Below are 23,850 nucleotides of genomic sequence, written 5' to 3'. Positions count from 1 at the left end.
CTTATAAATATTTTGTTAGTTTGGCACTATTGAGAACCCTGCAGAACTTTACCAGAAGCTATCCGCTTGCTTGGGCGTTGTAGAGCATGTCTTTTCCTGAACACTGACGAGGTCTATGTTGGCAAGAAAAGCGACTCTGTTGAAATAATCAAATAAACGCTAATTGATAGACGATATTAATCAACCTAACAAAAACAGGTAGAAAGTCCTGCAGTTCATTGACCGATAATGCATGTTTTTCCACGTTCTTTTTAAATTTCTGCCCAGGAATGATAGATGGTCTCTGTTGAGGATATCCTATATCCTATAATGTTCCCGTCAGTTGAATCAAAAATCTCTTCTCTTGAAAGACCTGTGGTATTGAACTCAACCTGACCGCTGACCTCTACCGAAGATTTTCCATTTATAAGTTTGTCTACAACTATAATGTTGTTGTCTTCCAATACAATTTTTGAGAAATTTTTACTGAAAACAGGCTCAACCGAGTTTACATATACTGCTTCATCCCCGGAATTATACAATCCGATATCGTAAAACCAGATGTGACTGTCAGTATTGTTCTCAGCAGCGGAACGCAGGTAGGCTGACATTTCCGGTACTTTTAATCCAACGGGAACCTCTTCGACAGTCGCCATGTCATTGATGCTGTATCCGATCGCTATTCCTAAAAAGAGTATAATCAGGCCATACACAACTGTTTTATCCATTTAGCAAAAACCCCCGCTACTAAAGATCAGGCTCTGTGGAGATCCATCTTTTCTTTTCATATTATCACTTCATATCAGATACAACAGAGGCAAAATCATAAAAGCTTTAAACTAAAATTAAAACAATTATATCTTGCCTTTTTGGTATGGGGTTTAGCTGTTGCTGCTGGACTTTGCTGAACCATACATTGCAATAAAATAGCCGATTTCTTATAAATATTTTGATTTATTTTGTAATATTTGCCCACTGCAATTACAACCTTGCATAAAATGTACATAACATTTTTATTGCAATTCTGAAAAGAAAACATAGGGAGAGTTTTTGTGCAAGGAAGTACGGAAATCAAGTAAAAAAAATTGAAATTCAAGGTATTGATACACAACCCTGATAGGTATGTCAAGGCTATGTATTTAGTTTGGTTAAGAATATCTACAGAGCTAAAGATCAGTCATCCTCTCTTACCGGACATGCACACATCTCAAGCAATGCTTCCTCGCTGGTCTGGGAACCACGTCCTATGAGAATATCCCCTTCCTTGACCATTGTTCTGGCGGCAGGACTGTATACCCAACGTTCATCGCGCTTGATGGCCATTATGTGTATGCCGGTCTCGGTCTCGAGCTTCAGCTCCCTGAGGCTTTTGCCTATTATCGGTGAGCAGCCGTCAACCTGCATTTTTATCATGACCTCATCGGATTCACGCACTGCTATAGTGATGATAGGGTGAAGGTCGATGTCACGAAGGACAATATCTGCAATTCCGTATGCAGCGTCGGAGATGAACTCGGATGCATTAGCAAGGTGAAGCAGACCACGAAGGTGATTCACATCAGGAACGTGTTTAGCGGTCTCAAGTACCCAGTGCTGAAGATCGGATTTCTTCTTATCCATCTCGGACTCAAGGGCCTTTACTTCTTCAGCGATGTCGGTGTTATCAAAGAGCAGGGCTGAATATGCGAGTCCTACGGACAGTTCTGCGGTGTTCTTCATGTCAACTATAAGATCCACTGCTTTTTCGAGATCCTTTAAAACGCTCACATGTTCGAACTTGCGTGGTATGTAATTTTTCATGGTTGCAAGTTCAACAAGCAGAGGTACACCTTCGTCATGACCTCTTGCGAAGATCACATCATTTGGACGGACACGGGTATCGTGATGCGGATCATAGATCCAGTCATTGCTCCTTCGAATGGCGATCACCCACATACCGGTCTCGACCTCAAGTTCAAGGTCTTCAAGAGTACGTCCACACATATCGGAGTTCTCATTGACAGTAGCCTTTACAATTGTCTCTTCGGCTTCCCTGAGACCAAGTTTAAGCTCAAGAGGGATACCAAGATCCATCTCTACGATCTTTGCGATATCACCGGCTGCGTTGGCAATGGTCTCGGCGGATGCTGCCACCTGAAGAACACCTACCATATCTTCTGCTTCATCGATACGGCGTGTGCTTAACATTGCAGCCATTTTCATGTGGTAATGAAGAGTGTCCATCCGATCTTCAAGATGAAGTACTTCTTCAGAAATATCCTCGTCATCATATACCATTGCAGAATAAGCAAGATCTACCATCAGTTCCGAAGTATCCTTCATCTCAATAAGAAGGTCTTTTAGATTCCTCGGAATATACTTGATTTCTTTGTGACTCATATTATTGATACCAGTTATTAGGTATGATTTTTTAATTATTTATATATAATCGTTTTTCATGATCGTTTTTAGATTATCTGCAACAGATGTAATGTTGTGAAGATGGCAATGATGCCAACGATATCTCCCAGTGTTGCGATGATAGGAATTACAGTATCATCGGGATCGATACCGAACCTGTGGGATGCGAATGCTATTGCAATGGTGGCTGAGAACACAGCGATCAGCTCGAAGATGCTGGAAATGATGCATATGGTAAATATCGTAAAGAAACTGAAACCACCTTCTCCGAAACAGCATATCATCCAGGCGATAATACTCAGGAACACCGAAGCGGAGATCCCGACAATGAACGCTGCAATGACACTGTTCTTGACGACCGGGTTCTTCTGGATGTGCGTGGTACCAATACCCATATGAAATGCCGAGGAAAGCCTTGCACCCAGCATACTTCCGGTATCGCCGCCGATCTTGATCAGTGCGGGTATCAGCAACAGTATGGTGGGTATGGCTACCAGATTCTCGATCTGGGAGTTCATCATCTGACCTGCAGTAAGCCCGAGCAGTGATGTAAGCAAAAGGATCGGCAATCCCCTGCGGACGATGCTGTCGATTGTATAGTAGGTCATAACATCAGCACCACCTTTGCAGCCATCAACAGCATGAACATGGATACGATGTCCCCAATGGTCGCAATTGCAGGCGTCACAACGTTGTCAGGATCAAATCCGAACCTGAACATGCCTATTGCAAGGAACACAGCAATAACAGCAAGAATAAGCCCTGAGGACACCCCAGCAAGCACAGCGATCAGCGTAAGGGAAATAACTCCCGCACTCTCAAGCCCCAGCAGGGCTGTCATGCCATGCCCCAGTATCCCCAGAACGACCGACAAAATAAACCCAAGTATCAGTGACCCTAAAATATTATTTGTAAGCTCCGGATTCCTCTCGATCTTAGTAATAAGACCCATGTGTATAGCACTGCCAAGACGAGACCCAAGAGTGCATGAAATGTTCCCACGCATACCAAGAACTGCCGGATAAATGACGATCAGCCCCGGAATAAGCTCAAGCTCATCAGTCATCCCCACAAGAATAAGCCCAGCCACAGCTCCTCCCAAGGTAGCAAGCAACTGGAACGGCAATGCCTCTTTCACAATAGACCGAATACTGGCATAATCTCCCAGGTATTCTTCCTCGATCTCAACATCGTCGTCCTCTTCAGCGTGGGAGCTGTAAGACATAGTCTGCTATTTGTACTTTTAGTATTAAACGATTTGTGAGAGGTTGAAGAGGGATAGGGAACATAGGTAACCTCAGCACTTACCTAATTTTAGCTACTTGAACTCACAAAAGCATTCCGATAATATCATATGGCGGCAGGAACGCCGCCATGTGTCATTCATATCCTTAAATTCAGGCACTACTGTTTTTATTCTGGAAATAACGGTATTCCTTCCAGACAAGGAACATACTCAGAAAAGCAGCCATCAAATCGGATATCGGGAATGCCATCCACACTCCTGTAAGATCAAAGTAATGTGGAAGGAGAATCACCAGAGGGATAAGGAATAAGATCTGACGACATAATGACAGAACGAATGATGGCTTTGCCTTTCCTACAGACTGGAACAGCGTGGTACCAATTACATTCAGACCAATTAACGGACTTGCAAGCATTATTATCCTCAAAGCAGATGTACCACTGTTTATAATTTCGGTATCGGTACTGAATAAACTAAAGAAAGTACCCGGGAAAACTGACAGTAATATTAAGCCTGCTACGCCGAAAAGAGTGGTGATCTTCAGTGAAAGCCTGAGAGATTCATTTACCCTATCATAATTCTCTGCCCCATAATTATAGCCAAGTATTGGCTGAAGGCCATGTGATACACCAATAATAGGCATGAATACCAGCATCATGAGCTTGCCTGCAACACCAAATACAGCTATTGAGAGATCACCACCATAGATCTCAAGCACATTGTTCAGTACAAGCAGCATTAAACTGTTGGATGCACCCATTACAAAGGAACCAAATCCTATCAGTGTTATTTCTCTGATCAGGTCGAACTTAGGAGCAAAAGCTGAGAACGCCAGTCTGAGCGGGCTTTTTCCGGTTACGTAATAATGCAGGAGATAGAGAGTGCCTATAAGTTGTGCGAGTACGGTTGCAAGAGCTGCACCCTTTACGCCCATGCCAAACCCGAACATAAGGATAGCATCAAGAAAAATATTCAGAACACCTGAAAAAACCATGTTGTTCATGGCGACTTTTGAATTACCTTCCGCCCTTACAAGGTTGTTCAGTACAAATCCGAACGTAAAGGCAAGTGTTCCCTGCAATATGACAACAGCGTATTCCTTTGCATAAGGAAGATTATCTACTGTGGCACCGAAGAGATTCAGCACCATATCAACATTCAGGAAGAACAGAATTTCAAAGATAATACTAAGTATAAGCGTATAGGTAAATACATTTCCAAGAGTTCTTTCCGCCTTTTTTACATCTCCGGAACCAAGCATTCTTGAAATAACCGAAGAACCACCTACTCCTATACCGATGGAAATTGCCATCATAAGCATCTGCAGAGGAAAAGCAACCGCTACTCCTGCAATTCCCAGTACACTTTGATCTCCAAGTGCCCTTCCTACAAAGAAAGTATCTACAAGATTGTAGAATGCCTGTACAAGAAGTCCGATTATTGCCGGTGTGGCCAGCTGCCAGAGAAGTTTATTGATCTTCTCAGTACCTAAAAACTCACTTTTTTCATTCATGATGTTATCCTGAGATCAATTTTTGTTTTTCATTCAATTTGATGACCTGATGTCAAATTCCGCAAGGGTATTTTTTGTTTTATCGAGGAGATTCCTGAAGATCTGCTCCTCTTCATCAGACAGGTCTGAAAGAAGAATGTCATTCCATTCCTGAAGAGCATTGTTTATCGCCGGAATAACTTCCCTGCCTTTACCAGAGATGAAAACCCGATATATTCGCCTGTCTTTCTCGTCTTTCTCCCGATATACATAGCCGTATTTCTCAAGTGATCTAATAGCTCTTGTCGCAGTTGCTTTGCTTAACCTGAGATAACGTGCCAGACTTTCCTGAGAACAACCATCTTTATAAGAGAGTGTCAGCAGGAATGCAAACATCGGACCTTTAAGGTTGTATGATTCAAGAGCATTCTCGATATACTGGTGATTGTGCGAAAAGATGTATGCGATCTTAGCACCTATTCTTTCAGACTGTTTCATATTATTCCCGTTTTAATTAGTTTCATGAGAAACTAATTGGTTTAACGTGAAACTAATATATAAAGCTAATTGGGAAAAAGAAAAGGAAAATGCTCAATTAAGTCATGGGTTGATGAGAAATTTTACCATTAAATGATTTGCGAGAGGTTTGGGGGCGTGGAAATGTGAGGTAGTTTTATTAGCTAAGTTTAAAATTATAACGAAATCGAAAGTATTTTATAGATACTGAATGTACTATTTTTGGTTTATTTTTAATTAATTCAAAATGATGAAGTGCAAATAATGTCAAATGAAGTAAAAATAACGACTCCTGGAATCATTTCAACTTTAAAACGTTCAAAGTTTAATGAAAATCGTTTTTATAGATCAATTGCTCAATATATATGGAATGGTTTTGATGCACAAGCAACAAGAGTCGATATAATTTATGACTTTTCTTCAAGTGGAATATTAAAAAAACTAATCGTCAAAGATAATGGTTATGGAATTAACCACAATGAACTGTTATCTAAATTTCAGCCGATATTTGTGTCGGAAAAAGCTGGCGAGGATAAAAATAGCAAGCATAATTCAATTTTTCATGGAAAAAACGGGATTGGTCGATTTACTTTTTTTACTTTTGCAAATAATGCGACATGGACTACAACTTACAAAGATAATGCTCTGAATTTAAAATACAATATTGACATATCAGCAAATCGCTTAGAATCCTTTAGTGGCTTAGAAGCAACTCCTAATGTGACAGACGATTCAGTAGGTACCACTGTTGAATTTACCAATTTTAAAAGGCTTAAAAGAAAAACAAAAAATAAAGACTCAGCAAAATCTGTGGAATCCGAAATGGTAGATTACCTCAAGAAAGAGTTTTGTTGGTACTTAGAATTAAACAAACCAAATGTAAAATTATCATTAAATGGTATAGAACTTGATTATTCTTCCCTCATAAAGGATAAAGAGGATTTTAAAGTAGTACACACACCTTCTAATAAGATATTTAATGTGAGATATGTTCAATGGTTGCACTTTTTAGAAGACGAATACTCTAAGTATTATTATCTTAATCAAAATAATAAAGAGATATATAAAGAACATACCACTTTAAATAACAAAGGCGATCGTTTTTATCACAGCTTATATATTTCTAGCCAATATTTTGAAGATTTTAATTTCCATTCCAATGAAAATTCTAAACAAAAAAATATGGTTGGAGGTTGTCGTTCCGATGATATCTTCAAGTATCTAATGAAAGAATTAAATCGATTTCTTAGGAATAAAAGAAAACCTTTTTTAAGAGAATATGCCCAAAAACTAATTGCGGAATTTGAAGAAGAAGGCATTATTTCTAAAAAAAATAAAGATGATTTCGAATTAATTCAAGTTGAAGATTTAGAAGAGGTAATTCAAGAACTATACACAACACAACCATCTATTTTTCACAAGCTCAAAAAAGAGCAGAAACAAGTGTTAATAGGGTTATTAAATTTGGTCTTAAACTCAGATGAAAGAGAGAATGTTTTGGAAATCATGGATCAAATCGTAAACTTGGATTCTGATGAGAGAAAAGAATTGGGCAATATTTTAAAAATCACTAATATGTCCAAAATAATAAAAACTATGAATCTTGTCAAAGACCGGTTTGAAATTTTAGCTATTTTATCAGAAATTCTATTCGACCGTGAATTAAAGGCAAACGAAGTAAATCATTTACAAAAAATTGTAGAAGATCATACATGGATATTTGGAGAAAAGTACAGTTTAGTTGCTGCAGCAGAAGACAATTTTGAAAAAGCTCTTAAGAATCATCTAAAAATCTTGCGTGATTATGACGGTGAAGTGCATATCAGCCATCCTGATAAATACAAACAGGTCGATATATTCATTTGCCGTCAAGAAAAAAATCATAATTCTATACATAACCTCATAATTGAACTCAAGCACCCTCAAAAATTGCTCAATGAAGCTTGCTTGTCACAAGTAAAAAAATATATGCGAACAATTATGGCTATTGATAGATTTAATGCAGACACATATAGTTGGGATTTCCTTCTTATTGGAAACAAGTTCGATTCATTAGGATACATAAAAGGTGAAATCGAAAATAATAAAGGAAAAGGTGAACGTGGATTGGTTCACAGCCAAGATAAATTTAATATATACGTCCGTAAGTGGAGTGATATATTAAATGAATGTGATTTGCGCCATCAATTTTTACAAGATCGATTAGAAATAGAGAAGAGCAAGTTGATTGAAAACTTAGAGTCACCTGATGAAGCAGTTGAATTGGCAAAAAATAGTGCTATGGTTAATTAAGTTTCAAGAAGATTGCTTGCAACTGCTTCCACCATTAACTCGCCAGCCGATTGTGTCTGCTTTACCTTTGCTTCAAGCTGATCACATAACTCTATTAGCTGATTTACTTTAGAAACTATTCGTCTTTGTTCTTCGATAGGCGGAAGTGGCAAAGGAATGTTTGCGATTTGAGGTTGATTTATTGAAGCTTGTCCACATGTTTGCTTTGCATCTCCTTCAAAAACTTTGCGTACATTAGATGTTTGAAACAAAAAATTGACATAATGCTGCAAAGCGGTTCTTTCCATCAAACGCACTCTTATATTCTTACTTTCAAAAATACAAGGCTCTTGAATATCTTCAAAAACACCAGCTTTACCTACCAATTCTCTACTGTTTACTCGGTTAACAAGTAAGTCTCCTTTTTCAAGACCATATTGTTCAAGTTCACTTTTGTCTAACAGCATTCTTTTCAAATTTATAAGGTTTATTTTTCCACTGTTGATATTATACATTCTGAGACATGCAATCCCATCTTCTGAGTAATATTTAGCTGGTTTGTAGATTCCATTAGTCATTGATTGAATCATATCTCCAAGTCTGATCCATTTCCAGCTTTTTGGAATCTCATACGGAATTTCATCTTCCTTAAGTTTTGGTAAAGCCTTAGATTTCTTAATCTTACATTCCTTCACCAACCTCTCTTTCTCAGCCTTAATCTTCTCCAACAACACTCCTGCCGGCTCATCACTGCCATCCTGCACCACAAGCTTACCCTGCACAGCAAGCTGCAATATTTCCTGCCTGAGCATCTCCAGATTATCCAGATCGTCATAGAGTAGATCGAAGTTCTCACAAACAAGCTGCCAGTGTTCTGCGAATTCTTCAGGGCTGCCGGCATCGAGCATTTTGTTAAGTGCTGAATTATTTAACTGGATGCGGCTTTCGTTCTTCTTTTGCTGGAGTGATTCGAGCTGGTCGCATAGTGCCATGAGCTGGTCTACTTTGGCTACGATGCGTTTTTGCTCTTCGAGAGGTGGTAGTGGAAATACAATGTTTAAAATGTCATTTCTCGAAATACCAGGAATTAAACTTTTAGCACTAGATACTAAAAAAGAAACATAACCATCAATGAATACTTTGATGTATTTTATGTTATTCAAACCATGGGAACGCACAGACATGATCTGTCTTGCAATATGAACTTGCTCATTTTCCAAAATTATAGTGGTACCCACAGTGCCTTTACAAGTAATTAAAAGATCATCTTTTATGGCGATAGTATTCGATTTTGCTATCCATCTATTGATAATTAAATCGTTTTGTTGAATATTGCTTGCACCTGTAATATACGGTATACCGATACCCTCTCCGTTATATTCAGAAGGAGTACGATCTTGCCCTGAAATAAGTTCTATAATTTCTCCCAACCGAACCCATTTCCAATTATCAGGGAGATAATAAGATATTTCATCCTCTTCAATTGGCGGTAAAGCTTTAGATTTCCTAATCTTACCTTCCTTCACCAACCTCTCCTTCTCAACCATAATCCTCTCCAACAATACCTCTGCCGGCTCATAATCAGGATCCTGCTCTACAAGCTTGCCCTGCACAGCCATTTGCAGGATCATCTCACGGAGCTTCTGGATGCCATTTGGGGATTCTGCGAGGAGGTCGAAGTTCTCGAAGAAGATATCGGGGTTCATGCGTTCTTACCTTCGAGGGCTGCCATGAGTTCTGCTTTCAGAGCGTTGCGGGTTTCGGAGATCTCGGATAGGAGGGCTTTGTAGTCCTCTAGGAGCTCTTCTGGGTCGCCGTGGTCTATGGCTTCTTCGTGGGGGTTCTTGATGTCGAGGTTGTAGTTGTTTGCCTTGATCTCGTCTATGGTGACCTTCCAGGCAAGTTCGGTTTCCTCGCGGTTGTTCCACCAGGCCTTTTCGGGTTCGAACTCCTGGATTCGCATGGGTTTGGTCTTGGAGTAGGACTTGTAGCCATCTGGGTAGGGGTGTTCGTAGTACCAGATCTCTTTTGTAGGCTCTCCTTTGGTGAAGAACAGGAGGTTGGTCTTGATGCCTGTGTAGGGGCTGAACACGCCGTTTGGAAGGCGCACAATGGTGTGGAGGTTGCACTCCTTGAGCAGCTTCTCTTTTATACGGGTTTTGACGCCTTCTCCGAACAATGTTCCGTCAGGGAGGACTATCGCACCGCGTCCGTTGTCCCTTAGCAGGTGGGTGATAAGGACGAGGAAAAGGTCGGCAGTTTCTCTTGTCTGATAGTTAGTTGGGAATCCGGTTTCAATTCCGTCTTCTTCAGTACCTCCGAAGGGAGGATTGGTTATGATAACGTCCACTTTGTCGGATGATTTGTAGTCCCTCAGGGGTCTTGCGAGGGAGTTATCCCTCTGGATCTGTGCGGGGTTCTCGATGCCGTGCAACAGCATATTGGTAATGCAGAGCAGGTGCGGGAGTGGCTTCTTTTCAACGCCGTGAATGGAGTTTTGCAGAGCTTCTTCATCCTCAACGGTATTTACTTTCTCGCGCAGGTGCTCAATCGAAGATGTCAGGAAACCGCCGGTACCACAGGCAGGGTCCAGCAGCTTTTCTCCTATTTTCGGGTTTACCATCTGCACCATGAACTCGGTAACGGCCCTCGGAGTGTAGAACTCGCCGGCATTTCCTGCACTCTGGAGGTCTTTCAGGATCTTCTCATACACATCTCCGAAAAGGTGGCGATCATTGGAAGCGTTAAAATCGATATCATTGATCTTGTTAGCCATCTGACGGATCAGGGTGCCGTTTTTCATATAGTTGTAGGAATCTTCGAAAACATCACGCACCACAAAGCCACGTGGATCTGAGTTCTCAGTAAACGAAAGGTCTTTCAGGGTCTTGAAAAGATCGTTGTTCACGAAATCCAGCAGTTCTTCACCGGTTATACCTTCTGCATTCTTTGCCCAGTTCCTCCACCTCAAACGCTCAGGGAGAGGGGACACATAGTTGTCTTCCATCGCCTCATATTCTTCTTCCCTGTCATCGTATATCTTCAGGAAAAGCATCCATACAAGCTGACTAATACGCTGTGCATCCCCATCCACACCAGCGTCCTTTCGCATAATATCCTGTATAGTCTTGATAGTAGTGCTAATTGACATCGTTTTTCCCTCTTCCTGCTCTTCTCAGAGATTAAGCATCAGCAAGGTATAATTGTGTTTCCATTTCAGCCACAGCTTCAAGGAAATTGTTCTTGTTGCCGAAAAGCTTGATGATCTCAATAGGTGTTCCGATATCACTCAGCGGCTTCACTCTAAGAACATCGAGATCCTCAAGGTTCCTTATACCTTCATCTGCATACTTGTCCAGCAGAGCATCAAGAACAGCACGTGCCTTCTCTTCGTATTTCTCAAAATAGCCTGTCCTGCGAACGTTGTTCGCCCTCTGCTTGCGGCTCAATGGCGGCTGGTCGAACACCACATGGCATATCATGTCGAATGGGTCATAATTTCTGCCGACCTCCTCTGCAAGTGCATCCAGCAACAGGCCTTTGTCCTCAAGCTCCTCAAGTATTGCGGTCTTCTTTCCGGTATCAGACCAGTGCTTTAAGAATAGGTCAAGGGATGAGAACTCCTTAAGCATAGTATTTTTAGTGTAATCCTTGATGGATTCCGTTACCAGCTTCCCGTCAGAACCGTAGTACTGTACTCTCTCCGCAATGACGGAAACGCCCACGTCATCTACCTTATAGGGCTTGATCTTCTGGGTTGGCATGTTTGGGCGAAGTGGTTTAGTTCCTGATCCTTTGTAAACCTCAACCGGTTCACCGTCAAAATCAGGGTCAGCGAATAGCTCAGTTGCCTTCCTGAAATCCATTATCGTAAAGTAGAACTTGTCATAGTCTTCATTGATACGAGTTCCACGCCCGATTATCTGCTTGAACTCGGTCATGGACTTGATCTGCTTATCAAGAACGATCAATTTGCACGTCTGAACATCTACCCCGGTGGTAAGAAGTTTGGAAGTAGTAGCAATCACAGGATAACGGTTTTCGGGAATAATGAAATTGTCCAGCTCAGCCTTTCCTTCCTTTTCATCCCCGGTAATTCTCATCACATACTTACTGTCCTGTGCAAGATCCGGATTTTCATTTACAATAGCCTGTCGCATCCTTTCAGCATGATCGATATTTTCACAGAAGACTATCGTCTTACCAAATCTGTCAGTTGCTTTGAGAAGCTCGGTAACCTTTTTAGCGACCACTTCAGTCCTCTTGTCGAGAACGATCTAGCGGTCGAAATCCTGTTGATTATAGATACGGTCAATTATTTCTCTGCCATATTTGTCCCGCTTCCCTTTTTGAGGTCTCCATCCCTGAATGTCCTTGTCAAGATCGATACGAATGACCTTGTAAGGAGCAAGGAAGCCATCTTCAATTCCCTGCTTAAGCGAATAGGTATAGATCGGCTCACCGAAATAGTGAATATTGGATACAGTCTCCGTTTCCTTTGGAGTAGCTGTCATTCCGATCTGTGTAGCCGAATCAAAGTATTCCAGAATATCTCGCCAGGCAGAATTCTCATCAGCACTTCCACGGTGACATTCATCCACAACAACAAGATCAAAGAAATCCCTTGAGAATTGCTTGTAGATGTTCTTCTCTTCTTCACTGCCGGTTACAGCCTGATACAATGAAAGATAGATCTCATAGGATTTATCAACCTGCCTTTTCTCGATTCTTGTCATTGCAGAACCAAACGGTTTGAAATCCTTGGTCTTAGCCTGATTTATCAGAATATTCCTGTCCGCAAGGAAAAGAATTCGTTTTTTTGCTCTGGATTTCCACAATCTCCAGATGATCTGAAAAGCTGTATATGTCTTGCCAGTTCCGGTTGCCATAACTAACAAAATGCGGTCCTGACCCTTCGAGATGGCATCAATTGTTCGGTTAATCGCATTTAGCTGATAATAGCGTGGCGTTTTGCCTGTAAAATCATTATGGAAATCCTGTTCAACCAATTTATTGTCAGCATCATCAATTCCTTTCCACCTGCAGTAGGATTCCCATAGTTCCTCAGGTGATGGGAATTGTTCAAGAGAAAGTTCCTGTTCGATCTTATCGGAGTTTCCTGAACGGTCATGGAAAAGAAAAGCATCTCCATTGGAACTGAAAGCAAAAGGAACATCGACCATATCAGCATAGCCAAGGGCCTGCTGCATGCCTTCTCCAACCTCAAACTTGTTCTTCTTTGCTTCAACAACAGCAATTGGAATATTGGGTTTATGATATAGAATGTAATCAGCACGCTTGTTCTTGCCACGGGACACTGTCTGACCACTGACAATTATGCGCCCGTTGGTGAGTGGAACTTCTTCACGTACCTGTGTATGAAGGTTCCATCCTGCTTTATCGATAGCCGGAGTGATGAACTTAGTACAAATATCTCGTTCACTCAGGTCGTTTTTGTCAATTTCATCCATTTTCCAGCTTCCAATAATAATATCAGGATAATAAGTAACAGATATTACTTTGTAACTTATAATATAAATTTTGATATAAATAATTAATTCATGTTAATTTGCCTATAGCATTTGTCTTTTGGAATTGTCGCCAAATTCCACAGAAAAGCGACAAAAACCCATGAAATTAACTGTTTGCGACAAGTTTTCCTATTGATCCAACCTCTTCTTAACTTGAGTATTGAGAGTAAACAATTTATCACTCATAGCATTCTGCTTCATGTAATGCAACGTACCCTTAGAGAAACCCATCTTTTTCCATTCACTATAAGACATGTCAATAATCTTCGTCCTCAAAAGATCAGAATTATCATTCTATCAACGTAAATAACATAACTCGACGAAAATATTTTTATTGCTACACTTATAATATACTTACAATTAAAAGATATAGCATATTTGTTTCGATTTATAAAATTAACTTTAATGAAGGAAGTTTAGAAAAATGGGCCTTCCAAATAAATTTTGTTCTGCAAATAAACGTTCTATAGAGACAGCTTTGGTAATGGCTGAGATCGATGGGGTGACGGATAACATAGCCACAAATTGGATATCAACTGATAAATTAGTCCCAGAATATCTTACAAATCATCCAGTCTGTCCTTCAAAAGGTAGATATTTTTTAGTTAGAGATGAAAGCGGTTATTTTGTACCTATCTGTTCTTATCATTCGACTGACAGGGACCTTATCAATTCAATGATAATTGATGCATATCTAAAACGTTTGTTAACTTACAAAGGAATGGAATTTATAATGGGTGCACAGGGAAAACGCACCAGAATTGATGATCTGCTCCATATAATCTACAATAAGGGTTTTGAAAAAGGATGGGAAGTGTGGACAAAAGAAAATGCGATCGATTGTTCTGCCCTCGCAATCGAATCGATGAGAGATGCACTTGAAGAGATCTACCATAACAGTACATTGATCCCGGACACAACAGCTCTTAACCTTGGAAAAGTAGAAGGGAAGTATCCATATACAAAACAGATAAAGACATCTGTCAAACCTTCTGATATGGCAGATCCTTGCAGTGAATTAAAGCCTGGGGACATGTGCATAATAACCGGTAGCTCACCACATACCACCATTTTCCTCGGTCGTTTTAGGGAAAAAGAGGGAGATAACAATCCCTACTGGATATGGGCTTCTGGTTCAAAAGGCAAAGTTGATATTTTTACGCATGAGAGATTCCAGTATTTCTATAAAAGATCTAAACAAGTAGTTTCTCGCTGGGATCTCAAGAAATACAGACAATGAAAGAGGAGATTAAAAATGACTTCACAACATAATAAAGAAAAAGAAATGGACAAAAAGCGCAAGGGAGCAGCTGATAAGATCATTGATGGTATGGTAGTTGATGGTGCTTCACAGCAAGACATTAATACTCAGAAAAAGGCTAATAAAAAGCACTTTGGGCATGAAGGAGAAGCAGATATCTAAAAACTGGTTTTCACAAAAACCAGGTTCTTTTTTTACTATGTAAAGATCCTCTTCTCTAGATTCAGCTAATCCTCGAAAATTGAGCAACAATATGATTCAAGGCTTGTGAGTTTGTTGAGAAGTGCAATTAAATATTCTGCCAATAAAAAATCTACGTGAAAGACAGTAGATCAATAAGAAGAAGTAACGGAAATGGCAGTTCTCTGGATCACTAGGATTCCCAACATCATTCAGCATCACGCATAAATCGTATCACGATGTGACGGTATAGCCTTTCAACTAATCGTTGCCTTCCTGATGACTTCTACAAAGCCAATGTTTATTGCTTTCAAGGACTCAATTATAAACTAAGGACTCAAAATATACCTTAAAGAATTCACCAATGTGATAATGGGGGAATTACATTTACCGATGGTACAATGGAGCTTTTTGAGAAGCTAAGGAACGAAGGATATGAGGTAGCCACATTTGCTGCGGGGAGTTTCTGGATAGCAGAAGATATTTTTCGCAGGGTTCAGGGTGTTGTAGGGACTGCAGTAGGCTACATGGGAGGAAAACTTGATTATCCCACCTATGAAGAAGTAAGTGTGGGAGATACCGGACACGTCGAGGTTGTCCAGATCGTTTATGATCCGAAGGTTGTACATTATGAAAAGCTTCTGGAATTATTCTGGGAACTGCATAACCCAACGGTTCCCGATGAGAAAGGAGAAAAAACACCAGGTCAATATGGTTCAGTTATTTTTTATCATAACGATGAGCAGAAGTCCCTTGCAACACTTTCAAAAAGAGATATAGAAATATCCGGGAAATTCAAGAAGGATATAATCACCGAGATACGTCCTGCTGCAAGATTTTTTAGGGCAAAGGAATACCACCAGCAATATTTCGAAAAAACTGCCTCAGGAGGAGAGATCATAAAATGATTTTTGGTTATAGGACGTTTGACATACAACCATTTAATAAAAGTTGTGAGGATCGCCAGGATCCCCAACATAACTTTAGATCACGCATGAATCACATCACGATGAGGCAAATGCATCATTTCATCGTTCTTAGCAGTCTCAAATCCACGCACGTAGAAGAATGAATCAATATCTTCGAACATGTTCACATTTTCCACGGTCTTATTATACTGGTCACCTTTTGGATAATCTGAATATCCCTGGGCAAAACCGTCGCTATTCTTCATCTGGTGATTAAGCTCTGCTGCAGCTGCCAGAAATGTAAGTCCACCTATGATCGTACAAAATACAAGTACAAGTATGATAGTATCCCGCAATGTTCTGGTTGTATTACTCCTTTGTTTCATATTACATCACTTTGTCATGGTGTAGTCTGTTCCAGACATTTGCATGATGTAGGAGTGTTCTCGCCTGCTATACAGTATCAATATCTACTGTCTGTAGCTGTTGTCTGGTATCTGCTATCTTTCATGGAACCAATGACATCGACAGATCAAGATTTAGATTTGTCTGCATCATCATGCGGTACCATTACCTGATAGTATAGATGCAAGAATAACAGGGGACCCCTTTCCCTGTCTGCAGGTTGCAGATAAAAACGCAATGTCTGACTGATTGCAGTAATATTGCATACCATATGATATTTTTTATTTTATCATGATTATTTGTCCGAAGTTATAAATACGGGAGAGAAGAGAAAGGACAGAAACTGAAGAGAGAGTTGGAGAAAAAAGAATGAGCAAAAGATACGAATCGATAGTATCATTTATCGATAAAATCAAAGAGATACCCTTGGAGGCATCTCTTTTCTTTATAGCATGGATCTGGCTGGCATTTTCTGTATTCGGAATGACCCTGGCCAACATGTATTTGCATAAACCTATTTTAGATATTTATCACTTGATCACAGGTGTTGTTTACCTGCTTCCAATATCTGTTATTGGACTTAAGACATTAATGAGCAGGAATGTTGCTGGTCTGCCTTTGATCATCTTTTCATGTATGATCGGAGCTCTGGCAATAATTTCTCACTTAAAGCTTAACTTGGGATTTGAAAATGAATTTGATTTTCTACAGGGAATTGCAGTTTTATTGATCATATTACTGCTGGTAGCAATGCCTGTAAGTTTCTACATTTATGCCCGTTCTCTCGGATGTGATAATACAAGGAACCTAAAGATGATTTTGTTTCTTTCCGCAATAAATGGCTTAATTATTGTTTACAATGAATTATTCGTTTCCCAGGGTGTTAATAGTGAACTCATGGCTGCTTTGATGTTCTCTTTTTTGTTTGTAACAGGACCTGTACTGGGAGGATTGTACATCCGGGAGGTTATGTCTAAAAGTACTGAAGTTGTGGCATTTGAATGAGCAGGATGTGTTCCTTGTTGAAGCCTGCTTCAATCCGGTATTAAGAAGGATTTATGGGCAGGTTGCTACAAATCCAAAAGACCAAATATTTTAAAGATGTCCTTCATTTTCCGTTTAGATCAATAAAGTTTAAAAAGCGTTATTATTAAATCACCTTATCGTAAAAAAGAGGCAAATACTCATGAATATTTCAATCCGCCCGGAAGCTGAAAGCGACTTTAGAGATGTGGAAAATGTGACAAGAGAAGCATTCTGGGACCTGTACAAACCCGGATGTGTCGAACATCTTGTTTTGCACCATATGAGAGGATCACCTGATTTTGTAAAGGAGATGGATTATGTTGCATGTGATGGGAACATGATCGTAGGCAACATTGTCTTCAAAAGCAAAAGTGATCAATGACGAGAACAAGGAATTTGAAGTCCTGTGCATGGGTCCGATCGGAGTATTGCCTTCATATCAAAAAAAGGGGATCGGCTCAATGCTCATGAACTGCTCTATTGAAAAGGCAAGAGAATTGGGGTATAAAGGCATATTTATCTTTGGTGAGCCTGAATACTATAAGAGATTCGGTTTCGTAAATACCATAGAATATAACATCCAGACAGCTACCGGTGAGAACTTCGATGCTTTCATGGCACTGGAACTCTATGAAGGTAGTCTTGGACCAGTATCCGGGAAATTCTTCGCATCAGATTCTTTTGAAGTTACCGCGGAAGAGGTTGAGAAATTCGAAAGGGAGTTTCCTCATAAAGAAAAGCATGTTACGGACACACAGTTATTCAGGGAATGAACATAGCTTCAAGACTTTACTTGTTGCCTGCATCGAATAAAAAACACGTGGAGATCAATCCCCACAGATTGCTATACTCCGAAACATCACTCACAATTAATCTTCTCGGCTTCCATGTGCCGAAGCTCCTTCCTCTTGATCTTGCCGCCGATGGTCTTTGGCAGGTCATTCACGAATTCAACACTCCTCGGGTACTTGTATGGGGCTGTTGTATGCTTCACGTGGTCCTGAAGCTCTTTTATCAGGTTCTCCGATGGCACGAATCCGTCACGCAGTACTATGAAAGCCTTGACGATCATACCCCTGATATTATCCGGAACGCCGATAACAGCGGATTCCTAGACAGCAGGATGCTCAAGGAGGGCACTTTCCACCTCGAATGGGCCAATACGGTATCCTGAGCTCTTGATGACATCATCATCGCGGCCTACGAACCAGAAGTAGCCATCCTCATCCCTGTATGCCTTGTCACCGGTGTAATAAAAGCCATTCTGGAATGACTTTTCGTTCTCCTCATCGTTGTTAACGTATTTGACAATAAGGCCCAGAGGTCGTGGGTCAAGTGAAACTGCGATCCTTCCTTCCTCAAAATTATCCACCGGGTTGCCGTCGTCATCGTGCAGTTCAATATTCCAGCCAGGGGATGGTTTTCCCATTGAACCGGGCTTGTTTTCCAAGCAGGTGAAGGATGCAATGGCACAGCAGGTCTCTGTCTGGCCGTAGCCCTCGTAGATGCTAAGACCTGTTCCTTCCTTCCATACCTTGATAACCTCAGGATTTAGCGGTTCGCCTGCACTACAGCAGTGACGGAGCTGGGTGAGGTCGAACTTGCTCAGATCTGCAAGAATGAGCATCCTGTAAATGGTGGGAGGACAGCAGAAACTTGTGACCTCATACTTCTCGATAAGCGGGAGTAATTCGGTCGCTTTGAATTTCCCTCTGACATCATACACAAAAATACATGAGCCTGCTATCCATTGGCCAAATATCTTGCCCCATGCGCATTTTGCCCAGCCGGTATCCGAGTAGGTGAAATGCAGGTCGTTCTCGGTCAGGTCCTGCCACAGCTCTGCAGTGACCCTGTGACCCAGCGGATATGCATGGTTATGGAGTACCATCTTTCCTTTGCCCGTCGTTCCCGAGGTGAAATATATCAGCATCGGATCAGTTGAACTTGTAAGCGCAGGCATGGATACCGAATGATGCGACACAGGTGCAGGATACAGGAGCTCGTACTGGAAACTAATCCAGTCATCTTTCTCACCGTCAACTAACATGCATTCCTTAAGAGAAGGGCAATCCATCCGGACCTCATCGAACTTAGGTGTATTTTCAAGGTCAGTAACTGCCATCTTGAACTTACCTGCGTTGATCCTGTACTGAAGGTCACTTGATGTCAGAAGTGTCGGACACGGGCACACAACAGCACCAAGTTTGATCAATGCAATTACAAATATCCACCACTCCGGCACGCGGTGGAGCATCAGCATGACCCTGTCGCCCTTGTTGATGCCGTATTTGAGAAAGATGTTCGCTGCCTGGTTGGAGAGTTTCATCAGGTCCCTGAAGGTGTACTTCTTCTCCTCACCCTTCTGGTTTACCCAGATCATTGCAAGCTTGTTGCGATCTTCCTTTGCCCAGGCATCAATGATATCATATCCGAAATTGAAATATTCAGGCATCCCATTGTCCCACTCTTCCCTGGCCTTATTGTAATTACACATATTGCGTGGGATATCTTTAACGTTCAATGTGTCCATATTTTCTGTAAAACAATTGGTCCCTGCCTGCTCCAGTTGAGAGCGTGGAATTCTCCAGAGCCTGCCCACATTTAAGCCATCAATTGTCCCTTCCTCAAGCCATGTATGGATCGTCTTTGTTTCGACTCTAAGCTTTTTAGCCGCTTCCTGCGGTGTGAGGTAATGTTGTTTTTCTGTTGTCATTAGATATTTCGAAGTATTCAAAGTATTTTAATGCTTTTTTTTAATTATCTACAATAAAAAGAATTTATCACATGTTCATGTGCTGTATTTGCATGTTATTGAAATCTGCAGGTGCAGGATTTGCTAGCGTAAATGGCCTGTTATATTTCATCAGACATTACACATAAAGCACTTGAAAAAGGTAGATCCATGAAAACTTATCCTCCGGATCATGACAAATATGTGGAATAAACTAAAAATAAAAAAAGATGGTGCAAACACACCATCATTCATTGAGCAAAGCCAAGTTCTTCACCCTGCATAATGAGCATATTGTCCTCATATGGCAGAATTATCTTGCCGCATAGCTCCCACTGGTAACTTCCATCTTCTTCAGTGACCGTCCAGATGTCATAGTTCCAGTATTTCCGGTCTCCGTTCTCATCGAGTATTGTCCATCCGCTCATTCCAAAGTGCGAATCAGTAAGGGTTTTCATTGCCCTTTTTACACTTTCGTCGTCATTCGGGATTGAATCCAGATCGACAAATGTAGCTATCCAGAGAGCGTCATATGTTGTTAATGCGTAAGACTCAGGAAGTCTTCCAAGTTGTTCTTCGATCCTTGGTGCGATCTCCTGATATCTGTCATTTGCCCTTATGTATCCGTATATTGGCGCCTTGACATTGATTGTTGCAGCAAAACTGGCTGCATCATTATCGTCTATCAGGCCCTTGTTCAGCGCTATGCCGTCAGTGCCATACCAGTTAACATCTGACAGAGCAGGATAGTTCTGTGCTAAAGCAAAGATCTCTGTTACTTCACCGTAGGAACAGAGGACCACAGCTATAGATCCAGCATCGTTTTCTGAAGTGGCCGCTACTACCTTTTCATTGAGTGACTCTACTTCTGCGGAAAAATCCACATTTTCTGTTTCATACGTAACTCCCTCAAGCACTGTGCCGTCAAGGTCCTCAAAGCTTTTTCGAACCTCATCAGAGAGTCCATTACCCCAAACATCATTTCTGTACATAGGGATCACAGTACTGATGTCATCTTCCTGCATGAATCTAGCCAGTACCATTCCCTGGTTAGTGTCATCAGGCACAAGCCTGAACAGGTTATCATCAGGAATAGCTAAAGATGGAGCTGTTGATGCAGTACTCAGAAGGGTAATACCATTCTCGTTTGCATATTCAAGGACAGCTTCTGCTTCATTGCTTGACTGTGGACCGATAACTAGCGTTATCCCCATTTCATCAAGTTCTTTAAGCTGCTCCAGAGCCATCTCAGGATTACTTTCGGTATCCTTTACAATTACATTCACGTTCTTTCCGGAACCAAGTCCTGAGAAATAGCCGTTGATGTCATCTGCAGATACTGCAAGTGCTGTCTGGCTTGCTTCTCCTATAGAGGAAAGACCTCCTGTAAGCGGTAAAAGTGCTCCAATGGTTATATCCTCGGATTCACTGGTAGCTCCTCCGGTCGATTCAACACAACCTGAGAGGAAAGTTGCCATAAGTAGTATACTTATTAAAAAAAGCGCCGTTCTTTTCATAAAATCACATTCAGCCCATACACAATGTCCATATTTATATATTTCGATTTTTATTTATTGGTTTTAGGATCAGAGATCAGGATTTTGTTTTTAAAATGACCTATTTTTTGTCTTTGTATAAGCCCTCAAAGTTAGGGAGAAATTCGGTAATTTTTAGACATTATTTGTTACATTTTCAAACTCTTATATATGTAACAATAGAATATTTTATATACTACAACATAGTCAACACCATACACAAGTAATATGGAGGGATCGAATCTGGATGGAAGTAACATAATTCAGCGTGAGTTTAGCGGCGACGAATCTTGTAAAAGTTCCACTGGATCATTTGTAGATTCTGATATATTAAGTCCTATTTTTGATGATATTCCTATGATTATGATCCTTGTCAATCAGGAAGGGAAAGTTGAATACATCAATCGGACTGCTACTATTGCATTAGGGAACGAAAAAAAGGATAGTATTGGTCTTCTTGGTGGTGAACTCTTCGGCTGTGTAAATTCGATCAAATTAGAAGGTTGTGGGAAGAACAGAGAATGCTCAGAATGTACTGTAAGAAACTCTGTTATGCACACTTTTGAGACCGGTGAAAGCATTTACAAAAAGGAAGGCGAATTGGAGATCGTAAGCAATGATAAGTCTGTAACACTTCATTTTTTGATTTCAACGACCCTGATACGACAAAATAATGAACCACTTGTATTGCTGACTGTGGACGATATTACTGAGCAGAAGAACAATTGTCTTGCCTTTGAGGAAGCAATTCGGAAACAAAAAGCTCTGGAAGGCATCATAAACAATAGCTCTACAATGGCATTCTTATGGAGGGCAGAGGATCTCTGGCCTGCAGATTATGCTTCAGAGAATGTTTTAAAGCTTGGTTATTCAGCCGAGGATTTCGTACTTGGGCGAATTAATTATGGAGATCTGGTCCATCCCGATGATTATCAAATGGTAAAGGATACACTTAAAGGAAAGTGTAAGGAGGGAAGTGACAACTATAACTCAGAATATCGTTTGATAACAAAAGATGGAAATTTATTGTGGGTAAATGAGAAGACCTTTATTTTGAGGAACGGGGAAGGAAAAGCAACTCACTTCCAGGGAATTGTCCAAGATATTACCGAGCGCAAGCAAGCAGAAGAAGCAATGCTCCGTGCAAAAGTTGCTGCGGAATCTGCCAACATGGCCAAGACCGAATTCATCTCTAATATGAGCCATGAGCTAAGAACTCCCCTTACTATGATCATCGGATTCTCCGATCTACTTTGCAGTGAAGATTACGGCTCTTTGAATGAAGAGCAGAAGAAATACATATCTAAAGTTCTTAGAAATGGAAATCATCTGCTGGAACTGATCAATGATCTTTTGGATTTCTCAAATATTGAAACCGGTGAGATGGAACTTCGTGTTAATGAATTCACTGTATCCGATGCTATTGATGAAGTAGGAGCATTGATGATACCTCTTTCAAAAAAGAAAGGGATCGATCTGACATTTAACATCGACATTGAAATGCCTACCATAAAAGCAGACATGATCAAATTCAAGCAGGTCCTTTACAACCTTGTGAACAACTCCATCAAGTTCACAGATCAGGGAGGGGCAGTGACCATTGGTGGTAAAATATCTGATAGTTCTGTTAATATCTTCGTAAAGGATATTGGTATAGGTATTTCACAAGAGAATCAGGAAAAACTGTTCAAGCCGTTCTTCCAGGTGGATTCTTCAAACTCAAGAGAATATGGCGGTACAGGACTTGGCCTTGCTCTTGTTAAGAAATTTGTTGAAATGCATGGTGGTGAGGTCTGGGTCAAGAGTGAACTTGGAAAAGGAAGTACATTTGGATTTAGCATGCCAACTGATCCTGAAAACATATCCTGTTGATCTGTTCTATATGATTTGACAGATCTATCTGATCAGAAGTTATTCCCCCATATATCTGCAGCTATTCTTTGAAAAGATAGCGGGTTATCACGCTTGTCGTTGCACTTCATGCAATGCAACGTACCCAAGACTTCGATTTTTGTTGTGTGGTTTTAAGATCGAAAACATCAAAACTGCCATACCAACAATTGCAGCGCCACTAATCAACTCAATGAGTATTACAATTATCAATGATTCTAAAAAGAAAGAACCCAGCACTCCATACGCAATTAGGATTAATGCTCCCACAATTACTGTGGTCTTTCTGTTTAAATTAAAATGTTCATGCTTTTCTTCCATCTAATACCGCATCCCCATTTAAAGCGGGGATGAAGAATCATTTAATTTTTTTGGATGTGCCCAGCTTTGCCGAAATACAGACCTTCCCTACGTTTGTTCAGAATCGATCTGACAGGAGCTATTAACAAAGATTAAAATAAATATATAATTACCTA

21 protein-coding genes and 2 pseudogenes are annotated in these 23,850 nt (G+C 40.6%); 9 read left to right on the top strand and 14 right to left on the bottom strand.

Annotated features, from left to right (window positions below):
- Positions 1–251: 251 nt before the first annotated feature.
- Positions 252–707, bottom strand: a complete 456-nt coding sequence (locus tag LI82_RS06865) for a hypothetical protein (RefSeq protein ID WP_048194454.1) — start codon at positions 705–707, stop codon at positions 252–254.
- A 293-nt stretch (positions 708–1,000) separates the two neighbouring features.
- Between LI82_RS06865 and LI82_RS13390 the strand changes: the two are divergent.
- Positions 1,001–1,145: pseudogene (locus tag LI82_RS13390) on the top strand (IS5/IS1182 family transposase); the annotation flags it as partial.
- A gap of 7 nt (positions 1,146–1,152) precedes the next feature.
- On the opposite strand, the gene LI82_RS06860 reads toward LI82_RS13390, so the two are convergent.
- From LI82_RS06860 to LI82_RS06840, 5 genes are all read right to left on the bottom strand, one after another.
- A complete protein-coding gene (locus tag LI82_RS06860; RefSeq protein ID WP_048194453.1) occupies positions 1,153–2,358 on the bottom strand; it encodes a potassium channel family protein in 1,206 nt (401 codons plus the stop codon).
- A gap of 68 nt (positions 2,359–2,426) precedes the next feature.
- On the bottom strand, positions 2,427–2,987 hold the full coding sequence (locus LI82_RS06855) for a magnesium transporter (protein WP_201770306.1): 561 nt from the start codon (positions 2,985–2,987) through the stop codon (positions 2,427–2,429).
- Positions 2,984–3,604, bottom strand: a complete 621-nt coding sequence (locus LI82_RS06850; RefSeq protein ID WP_048194451.1) for a magnesium transporter — start codon at positions 3,602–3,604, stop codon at positions 2,984–2,986. Before LI82_RS06850 ends, LI82_RS06855 begins: the two co-directional genes overlap by 4 nt.
- Positions 3,605–3,776: 172 nt before the next feature.
- A complete protein-coding gene (locus tag LI82_RS06845; protein ID WP_048194449.1) occupies positions 3,777–5,138 on the bottom strand; it encodes an MATE family efflux transporter in 1,362 nt (453 codons plus the stop codon).
- Between the two features lie 33 nt (positions 5,139–5,171).
- A complete protein-coding gene (locus LI82_RS06840) occupies positions 5,172–5,615 on the bottom strand; it encodes a MarR family winged helix-turn-helix transcriptional regulator (RefSeq protein ID WP_048194446.1) in 444 nt (147 codons plus the stop codon).
- A 282-nt stretch (positions 5,616–5,897) separates the two neighbouring features.
- Between LI82_RS06840 and LI82_RS06835 the strand changes: the two genes are divergently transcribed.
- Positions 5,898–7,925 (top strand): ATP-binding protein, encoded by a 2,028-nt coding sequence (locus tag LI82_RS06835; protein ID WP_048194444.1) that lies wholly within the window; start codon positions 5,898–5,900, stop codon positions 7,923–7,925.
- Here LI82_RS06835 and LI82_RS06830 read toward each other — a convergent pair.
- The 3 genes and pseudogenes from LI82_RS06830 to hsdR form a co-directional block, all read right to left on the bottom strand.
- Positions 7,922–9,610 carry a restriction endonuclease subunit S gene (locus tag LI82_RS06830; protein WP_048194442.1) on the bottom strand — a complete coding sequence of 563 codons (1,689 nt, stop codon included), beginning with the start codon at positions 9,608–9,610 and terminating at the stop codon, positions 7,922–7,924. The two genes, LI82_RS06835 and LI82_RS06830, sit on opposite strands and share 4 nt — an antisense overlap.
- On the bottom strand, positions 9,607–11,055 hold the full coding sequence (locus LI82_RS06825; protein WP_048194440.1) for an HsdM family class I SAM-dependent methyltransferase: 1,449 nt from the start codon (positions 11,053–11,055) through the stop codon (positions 9,607–9,609). The genes LI82_RS06830 and LI82_RS06825 overlap by 4 nt, the downstream gene beginning before the upstream one ends.
- Positions 11,056–11,086: 31 nt before the next feature.
- Positions 11,087–13,375, bottom strand: a pseudogene (hsdR, locus tag LI82_RS13680) (EcoAI/FtnUII family type I restriction enzme subunit R).
- Positions 13,376–14,156: 781 nt separating this feature from the next.
- Between hsdR and LI82_RS06815 the strand changes: the two are divergent.
- From LI82_RS06815 to msrA, 3 genes are all read left to right on the top strand, one after another.
- Positions 14,157–14,675 carry a hypothetical protein gene (locus LI82_RS06815; protein WP_236622700.1) on the top strand — a complete coding sequence of 173 codons (519 nt, stop codon included), beginning with the start codon at positions 14,157–14,159 and terminating at the stop codon, positions 14,673–14,675.
- Between the two features lie 15 nt (positions 14,676–14,690).
- Positions 14,691–14,858, top strand: a complete 168-nt coding sequence (locus tag LI82_RS13095) for a hypothetical protein (protein WP_160174961.1) — start codon at positions 14,691–14,693, stop codon at positions 14,856–14,858.
- A 419-nt stretch (positions 14,859–15,277) separates the two neighbouring features.
- The gene (gene msrA, locus LI82_RS06810; RefSeq protein WP_048194436.1) at positions 15,278–15,784 is read left to right on the top strand and encodes a peptide-methionine (S)-S-oxide reductase MsrA; all 507 of its coding nucleotides are present in this window, start codon (positions 15,278–15,280) and stop codon (positions 15,782–15,784) included.
- A gap of 80 nt (positions 15,785–15,864) precedes the next feature.
- Here the strand turns inward: msrA and LI82_RS06805 are convergent, their stop codons facing one another.
- Positions 15,865–16,170 (bottom strand): hypothetical protein, encoded by a 306-nt coding sequence (locus LI82_RS06805; protein ID WP_135607297.1) that lies wholly within the window; start codon positions 16,168–16,170, stop codon positions 15,865–15,867.
- A 388-nt stretch (positions 16,171–16,558) separates the two neighbouring features.
- Here LI82_RS06805 and LI82_RS06800 point away from each other — a divergent pair, with 388 nt between their 5' ends.
- The 3 genes from LI82_RS06800 (at position 16,559) to LI82_RS06795 (ending at position 17,988) form a co-directional block, all read left to right on the top strand.
- The gene (locus LI82_RS06800; RefSeq protein WP_048194432.1) at positions 16,559–17,194 is read left to right on the top strand and encodes a hypothetical protein; all 636 of its coding nucleotides are present in this window, start codon (positions 16,559–16,561) and stop codon (positions 17,192–17,194) included.
- Positions 17,195–17,375: 181 nt separating this feature from the next.
- Positions 17,376–17,597 carry a hypothetical protein gene (locus LI82_RS13385; RefSeq protein ID WP_236622699.1) on the top strand — a complete coding sequence of 74 codons (222 nt, stop codon included), beginning with the start codon at positions 17,376–17,378 and terminating at the stop codon, positions 17,595–17,597.
- Positions 17,569–17,988 (top strand): GNAT family N-acetyltransferase, encoded by a 420-nt coding sequence (locus LI82_RS06795; RefSeq protein ID WP_236622698.1) that lies wholly within the window; start codon positions 17,569–17,571, stop codon positions 17,986–17,988. The genes LI82_RS13385 and LI82_RS06795 overlap by 29 nt, the downstream gene beginning before the upstream one ends.
- An 86-nt stretch (positions 17,989–18,074) precedes the next feature.
- Here LI82_RS06795 and LI82_RS13380 read toward each other — a convergent pair whose 3' ends face one another.
- From LI82_RS13380 to LI82_RS06785, 3 genes are all read right to left on the bottom strand, one after another.
- Positions 18,075–18,314, bottom strand: a complete 240-nt coding sequence (locus tag LI82_RS13380) for an AMP-binding enzyme (protein WP_269078521.1) — start codon at positions 18,312–18,314, stop codon at positions 18,075–18,077.
- Between the two features lie 12 nt (positions 18,315–18,326).
- Positions 18,327–19,931, bottom strand: coding sequence for an AMP-binding protein (locus tag LI82_RS06790; protein ID WP_236622696.1), 1,605 nt, complete (start codon positions 19,929–19,931; stop codon positions 18,327–18,329).
- A gap of 269 nt (positions 19,932–20,200) precedes the next feature.
- A complete protein-coding gene (locus tag LI82_RS06785) occupies positions 20,201–21,466 on the bottom strand; it encodes an ABC transporter substrate-binding protein (protein ID WP_048194430.1) in 1,266 nt (421 codons plus the stop codon).
- 246 nt (positions 21,467–21,712) lie between these two features.
- Between LI82_RS06785 and LI82_RS06780 the strand changes: the two genes are divergently transcribed.
- Positions 21,713–23,356, top strand: a complete 1,644-nt coding sequence (locus LI82_RS06780) for a PAS domain-containing protein (protein ID WP_052402792.1) — start codon at positions 21,713–21,715, stop codon at positions 23,354–23,356.
- An 87-nt stretch (positions 23,357–23,443) separates the two neighbouring features.
- Here LI82_RS06780 and LI82_RS06775 read toward each other — a convergent pair whose 3' ends face one another.
- On the bottom strand, positions 23,444–23,695 hold the full coding sequence (locus tag LI82_RS06775; RefSeq protein ID WP_048194427.1) for a hypothetical protein: 252 nt from the start codon (positions 23,693–23,695) through the stop codon (positions 23,444–23,446).
- Positions 23,696–23,850 lie beyond the last annotated feature (155 nt).

It is taken from the genome of Methanococcoides methylutens, assembly GCF_000765475.1.
Lineage (GTDB): Archaea > Halobacteriota > Methanosarcinia > Methanosarcinales > Methanosarcinaceae > Methanococcoides > Methanococcoides methylutens.
The sequence above is the reverse complement of the archived record's forward strand: the minus strand, read 5'-3'. Positions and strand labels throughout refer to the sequence as shown.

Bases quoted from the DNA above. Each gene is read 5' to 3' on its own strand.
- msrA (WP_048194436.1), top strand. From the start codon at position 15,278: ATGGAGCTTTTTGAGAAGCTAAGGAACGAAGGATATGAGGTAGCCACA.
- LI82_RS06860 (WP_048194453.1), bottom strand. From the start codon at position 2,358: ATGAGTCACAAAGAAATCAAGTATATTCCGAGGAATCTAAAAGACCTT.
- LI82_RS06845 (WP_048194449.1), bottom strand. From the start codon at position 5,138: ATGAATGAAAAAAGTGAGTTTTTAGGTACTGAGAAGATCAATAAACTT.
- LI82_RS06800 (WP_048194432.1), top strand. From the start codon at position 16,559: ATGAGCAAAAGATACGAATCGATAGTATCATTTATCGATAAAATCAAA.
- LI82_RS06835 (WP_048194444.1), top strand. From the start codon at position 5,898: ATGTCAAATGAAGTAAAAATAACGACTCCTGGAATCATTTCAACTTTA.
- LI82_RS06785 (WP_048194430.1), bottom strand. From the start codon at position 21,466: ATGAAAAGAACGGCGCTTTTTTTAATAAGTATACTACTTATGGCAACT.
- LI82_RS06815 (WP_236622700.1), top strand. From the start codon at position 14,157: ATGGAATTTATAATGGGTGCACAGGGAAAACGCACCAGAATTGATGAT.
- LI82_RS06780 (WP_052402792.1), top strand. From the start codon at position 21,713: ATGGAGGGATCGAATCTGGATGGAAGTAACATAATTCAGCGTGAGTTT.
- LI82_RS06805 (WP_135607297.1), bottom strand. From the start codon at position 16,170: ATGAAACAAAGGAGTAATACAACCAGAACATTGCGGGATACTATCATA.
- LI82_RS06840 (WP_048194446.1), bottom strand. From the start codon at position 5,615: ATGAAACAGTCTGAAAGAATAGGTGCTAAGATCGCATACATCTTTTCG.
- LI82_RS06855 (WP_201770306.1), bottom strand. From the start codon at position 2,987: ATGACCTACTATACAATCGACAGCATCGTCCGCAGGGGATTGCCGATC.
- LI82_RS06850 (WP_048194451.1), bottom strand. From the start codon at position 3,604: ATGTCTTACAGCTCCCACGCTGAAGAGGACGACGATGTTGAGATCGAG.
- LI82_RS06775 (WP_048194427.1), bottom strand. From the start codon at position 23,695: ATGGAAGAAAAGCATGAACATTTTAATTTAAACAGAAAGACCACAGTA.
- LI82_RS06825 (WP_048194440.1), bottom strand. From the start codon at position 11,055: ATGTCAATTAGCACTACTATCAAGACTATACAGGATATTATGCGAAAG.
- LI82_RS06865 (WP_048194454.1), bottom strand. From the start codon at position 707: ATGGATAAAACAGTTGTGTATGGCCTGATTATACTCTTTTTAGGAATA.
- LI82_RS06790 (WP_236622696.1), bottom strand. From the start codon at position 19,931: ATGACAACAGAAAAACAACATTACCTCACACCGCAGGAAGCGGCTAAA.
- LI82_RS06830 (WP_048194442.1), bottom strand. From the start codon at position 9,610: ATGAACCCCGATATCTTCTTCGAGAACTTCGACCTCCTCGCAGAATCC.
- LI82_RS13095 (WP_160174961.1), top strand. From the start codon at position 14,691: ATGACTTCACAACATAATAAAGAAAAAGAAATGGACAAAAAGCGCAAG.
- LI82_RS13385 (WP_236622699.1), top strand. From the start codon at position 17,376: ATGAATATTTCAATCCGCCCGGAAGCTGAAAGCGACTTTAGAGATGTG.